This is a genomic window from Microcystis sp. LE19-131.1A (assembly GCF_027532015.1).
Taxonomy (GTDB): Bacteria; Cyanobacteriota; Cyanobacteriia; order Cyanobacteriales; family Microcystaceae; genus Microcystis; species Microcystis ichthyoblabe_A.
The window spans coordinates 1-5,206 of sequence record NZ_JAPZSS010000258.1; the positions used below are offsets into that span (position 1 = coordinate 1).

The window sequence follows — 5,206 nt, forward strand, 5'->3', positions numbered from 1 at the left end:
GGTCGAGGGAATCAACAATAAACTTAAACTAATAAAACGGAGAGGCTATGGCTTTAGAAACTTTCGGAATTTTTGGGTTAGAAGTATGTTATCTTGGCATCTTGTATGTTGATTTAGCATAAAGGGTAACGAAGAGCCGAATTTATCTTTAAACCCTAACTATCCCCGTACAATTATCAGCATATCGATCATAAACCTTGAGATAGGTTGCACACCATGAGCGAATACCAATATTACGAATTCCAAGCTATCGATCGCCCCCTCACCCAAGAGGAAAGGGCTGCCATCTGCGAGCTATCGAGTCGCGTCAAACCGACGGCAACGACTGCCAGTTTCAACTATAGTTACGGCAATTTTCGGGGGGATCCCAAACAGGTGCTGGCTCGGTATTTCGATATCATGTACTACATCACCAACTGGGGAACACAGCAATTAATGTTTCGTTTTCCCACATCCCTGATCAACCGAGAAGCAATTGAACTTTACTGTATCGATAATTATATCAGCTTATCTTTTGCGGGAGATTGGGCAATTTTAGATTGGGAATTTAGTCAAGAAGAGGGTTTTAATGACTGGATAGAAGGAGAAGGGATTCTATCGGAATTGATAGGATTACGCCAAGAAATTCTCCAGCAAGATTATCGAGGATTATATTTAGCCTGGCTGAAAGCTATTGACTTATCGGAGGGATATATAGACATCGATAAGACCCAACTAGAACCTCCTTTACCCCCCGGACTAGGGCAACTTTCTGCCGCTCAAAAGGCTTTTACGGAAATCTTTGAATTGGACGAACACTTATTAAATGTTGCTTGTGCATCCAGTGGTAAACTAACAACTATCTCGGAGCAAACTTGGCAACAAGCTATTAGCCAATTATCGGCTTCTGAACGCCAAGATTTCCTATTAAGATTGGCTAAAGGAGAACATAATTTATCTGCTAAATTCAAACAAAAGCTATCTCAATTAATCCCTACTTCTCCTGCTTCTAACCAGCCTCGACGCACGATCCAAGAACTTCTTGAGGCTGTTGCTGAGGAAGGAAAAAAGGCAGAAAAACGGCGACAACAAGAAGCGGAAGCCAAGCGAATTGAGGAACTACAAACTTTAGCTAAACGGGAAGCGCAAGTTTGGCAGCAAGTCGAGTCCCTAATTCAGAAAGCCCAGTCTAAATCCTACGATGAGGCTGTTAAATTGTTGGTCAAATTAAGAGATTTAGCCGAATATCAAAACCGGTTGCCCGTTTTCCAAGAGCGCCTGAACCGGATTTACGAGCAGTACAGTAACCGGTCTGGGTTGAAGAGGAGGTTACAAGAAGTGGGACTTACTGACAGTAAGTGAATCGCTCTTGAATTTTCGGCGGCTGCATCTCAATTTGGTCGAAATATCTATATTACATTTTGGGCGCACGCAGTTCGATCAACTCACTGACCACGATGCGCCCCTATCATTGGCGCAATAACTGACAAGCGATCGGTTTTTCCTCCGGGGTAACGTAGAACGTGATCCGAAGGAATCCTTTTCACTGGAAAGACGATCTGTTAATGTACGGCTGTAATGCCTGATTGTGTCCTATAGGTCTAATAAAGTTGTTAAGTATTGCCGTTATCGATCGAGATCGGGTTAGCTTGGAGATAGCAGTGAGCATTCAGCTTTAAACACTTAATAACTGCTAACCGAATCACTGATAAGGGGGTTTTTTCATGGCTTTTAGCCGTTCTAGCGGTATTTTGCTTCATCCCACCAGTCATCCTGGCCGTTACGGGATTGGAGAACTAGGTAGGGAAGCCTATCAATTTATCGATTTTTTGGCTCAAAGTGGTCAAAAACTCTGGCAAATTCTCCCTTTAGGCCCGACAGGGTACGGTAACTCTCCCTACATGAGTTTTAGCGCCATTGCCGGCAATCATCTCCTGATTAGTCTCGATCTTCTTCGGGAGAAAAACCTGCTTAGTGACGCAGATTTCGAGGATATTCCCGATTTTCCCCTCGATCAAGTGGATTTTGAGCGATTGATCGCTTGGAAAATTCCCCTACTTAGAAAGGCGGCGAGCAATTTTGTCAAGGGTTCTGACACAATTCTTTACAAACAGTTTGCTGGCTTTTGTGCTGGCAATGCCGATTGGTTAGAGGATTACGCCCTATTTATGGCTTTATCCCACGCTTACCAGGGTAAAGCATGGATGGAATGGCCGACAGAAATTCGCGAACGTCATTGGGGTGCGTTGGAAACACCGAAACAGGAGTTACAAGAGGAGATTTTTCTGCACAAATTCCTGCAATTTGAGTTTTTTGAGCAGTGGTTAGCCTTAAAACGCTATGCTAACTCCCTCGGTATCGAGATTATCGGTGATATCCCCATTTATGTCTCCCATAATAGCGCCGATGTTTGGGCAAATCCGCAGGTTTTCCGACTAGATACCCAAACCGGTAATCCCTTGGAAGTGGCCGGGGTTCCCCCGGATTATTTCTCAGAAACGGGGCAATTATGGGGCAATCCTCTCTATAACTGGGATTATCTCAAAAATACGGGCTTTGACTGGTGGGTACGCCGTTTAAAAGGGGTTCTTTCCCTAGTCGATATTATCCGTATCGATCATTTTCGCGGATTAGAGGCCTATTGGGCGGTGGCTTTTGGCCAGGAAAACGCTATTAATGGTCATTGGCTCAAGGCCCCAGGTTATGATCTCTTTAATACTATTGGCGCTCGTTTAGGTAAATTGCCGATTATTGCCGAAGATTTGGGCGATATTGACCAAGCAGTCCTAGATTTTCGCGATCACTTTGCCTTCCCGGGGATGAAGATTCTCCACTTCGCTTTTGGGGGTGATGCGGGTAATCCCTATCTTCCTTTTAACGTCGAACGCAACTGTGTGATTTATACCGGCACTCACGATAATAATACTACTGTGGGCTGGTTTCAGGATAACGCCAATGACTACGAAAAAGCGCGACTATATCAATATCTTGGCGCTCCCAGTGGTCAGGGAGTGGCTTGGGATCTGATTCGACTGGCCTATAGTTCCGTGGCTAATCAGGCGATCGTACCGTTACAGGATGTGTTAGGTTTAGGATCGGATGCGCGGATGAATACCCCCAGTGTCGCAGAAGGGAATTGGTCATGGCGCTATCGTCAGGAAGCTTTAACCGGAGAATATAGCGAGAGATTGCGAGATTTAGTCAATCTTTTTGGCAGAAATCGTTAAATCTCAACCCTTTTGTCGAGACGTTACCCCTAACGTCTCTTTTTGTCTGGTTAATGTGGGTGAGAATTTTTTAGCAATCTTTGCCGGATGCGATCGAGATTTTCTCGACTATTGACGGGTAAATGGGGTAAGGGTAATTCTAAATTGGGCCAATTACTCAAATCATGGCAGGGACAGGATAAACTCGATTGGCCCAGCACTTCAATTGGTACTGGTATAGTACAACGAGCGCAGGGATGAAATTCCCATTGAGGGGAAAGTAAGTCTTGGATGGTTTGTTGAGTACCCTCTAGGTAACAATCGCCACTTTCAGGATCAAGCATTTTTTGCCAACAATCTTCAAACTCCGACGAATAGCGATCAGCATTGAAAATTGGCAGCGGAAATAGCATAGCTTGGTTTTTGGGACAAATAACTTTTTTTCCCAATTGAAACCAATGGGCGAGATATTTTTTAACGGCGGAGGTGTCTGACATATAGTTAGGTGTGGAGGCTGCCCTGATTATTGCTCTTACCATCAATCCTAGCGTTAACTTCCGGTGTCGGACAGGTCTTAGGATGATTGATGATCGAGTTTAATAATTATTTTAGGTAACTGAGCATCTGCAGCTAGATTAATCCCAATAAACTCACCATTAAAGCTTTTTGGGCGTGCATCCGATTTTCCGCTTGTTCCCAGACTTTTGATTGTACACCCTCGATCGCCCCGTCGGTAATTTCTTCGCCCCGGTGAGCAGGTAAACAATGGAGAATAATCGCGTCTTTGTCAGCGTGACTCATTAGCTGTTCATTGACTTGGTAGGGCTGAAAAACGGGAATTCGGGCATCAGCGAGGCTTTCCTGTCCCATACTCGCCCAGACATCAGTATAGACTACCTGAGAGTCTTTTACGGCCGTAACGGGATCGTCGGTAATCAAGATTTTACTACCGGTTTTCTCGCCAATAGCCTGGGCGCTGGCGACAATTTCCCCATCGGGTTGATAGTTTGCAGGGGAGGCAACCCGCACATTTAACCCCATCAAAGCACCACCCAAGAGGAGAGAATTAGCGACATTATTACCATCCCCCACATAGGTGAGGTTAATTCCCCGTAAAGTCTGAAAAGTCTCTTGGATAGTCTGTAAATCGGCTAATATCTGACAGGGATGTTCTAAATCCGTTAAAGCGTTGATAATCGGGATGCGGGAATAATTAGCAAAAGCTTCTAAATCCTCTTGTTTAAAGGTGCGAACCGCGAGAATATCGAGATAGCGATCGAGTACCCGGGCTGTATCGGCTAAGGGTTCCCCGCGCCCCACTTGGGTTACACTGGGATTAAGATCGATCACCTGTCCCCCTAACTGGTACATGGCGACGGTAAAGGAAACCCGGGTCCGGGTGGAAGCTTTATAAAATAGCAATCCTAAGACTTTGTTGCAGCTAGGGTTAAGATTACCAGCTTTAAGCTGTGCCGATAGATTGAGTAGGGCGCTGATTTCTTGGCTACTCATGTCGGTTATTCTTAAAACATCTCGTCCTTTTAAAGTGGCTACCATTGGTTTTTCTCTCGATAAACAGGGGTCTTGATTGGGTTTTATGGCAGTTAGCGATTAGCAAAAATCTTGGGTAAAGACCTTATTATAATCCAGTTTTTTCGCTATTAGGCAATTTTTCCCGAAAATTTTCACTTTGGGGGATGTTAGTCCAGCTAACACCCCCACTTTTTCTGTTAAATTAGGTAGGTGTTAAAAATTGTCAGATTCCCCCCTTATCAAGGCGGATCCCCCCGCCTATCGGCACCCCCCTTATCAAGGCGGATCCCCCCGCCTATCGGCACCCCCCTTATCAAGGGGGGCAGGGGGGATCAAACCCAAAATCTAATAGACCTCCTGCAAAAGTCTTATTCAGCTACTTGATTATAGCCTAAAGCAAGTTCGTAGTTGTAAATGCCAGCGATTAAATTAAATCTCAGACCAAAACGTCGTCTCCGATTCCTGTATCTTGATGATAAAATTCTAAA

5 protein-coding genes and 1 pseudogene are annotated in these 5,206 nt (G+C 44.8%); 3 read left to right on the forward strand and 3 right to left on the reverse strand.

Going from position 1 to position 5,206, the window contains the following annotated elements; genetic code table 11:
• The 3 genes from O9323_RS18535 to malQ form a co-directional block, all read left to right on the forward strand.
• The coding region (locus O9323_RS18535) for a transposase (protein WP_071784045.1) at nucleotides 1-112 on the forward strand (112 nt) is incomplete at its 5' end.
• A 104-nt stretch (nucleotides 113-216) separates the two neighbouring features.
• Nucleotides 217-1,341 carry a hypothetical protein gene (locus tag O9323_RS18540; RefSeq protein WP_288125559.1) on the forward strand — a complete coding sequence of 375 codons (1,125 nt, stop codon included), beginning with the start codon at nucleotides 217-219 and terminating at the stop codon, nucleotides 1,339-1,341.
• Between the two features lie 362 nt (nucleotides 1,342-1,703).
• The gene (malQ, locus tag O9323_RS18545; RefSeq protein WP_002737299.1) at nucleotides 1,704-3,206 is read left to right on the forward strand and encodes a 4-alpha-glucanotransferase; all 1,503 of its coding nucleotides are present in this window, start codon (nucleotides 1,704-1,706) and stop codon (nucleotides 3,204-3,206) included.
• Between the two features lie 50 nt (nucleotides 3,207-3,256).
• On the opposite strand, the gene O9323_RS18550 is transcribed toward malQ, so the two are convergent.
• The 3 genes and pseudogenes from O9323_RS18550 to O9323_RS18560 form a co-directional block, all read right to left on the reverse strand.
• On the reverse strand, nucleotides 3,257-3,682 hold the full coding sequence (locus O9323_RS18550) for a hypothetical protein (RefSeq protein WP_002735544.1): 426 nt from the start codon (nucleotides 3,680-3,682) through the stop codon (nucleotides 3,257-3,259).
• 133 nt (nucleotides 3,683-3,815) lie between these two features.
• Entirely contained in the window at nucleotides 3,816-4,742 is a 927-nt protein-coding gene (gene argF, locus O9323_RS18555; RefSeq protein WP_002736751.1) for an ornithine carbamoyltransferase, read from the reverse strand.
• 344 nt (nucleotides 4,743-5,086) lie between these two features.
• Nucleotides 5,087-5,206, reverse strand: a pseudogene (locus tag O9323_RS18560) (IS5/IS1182 family transposase); the annotation flags it as partial.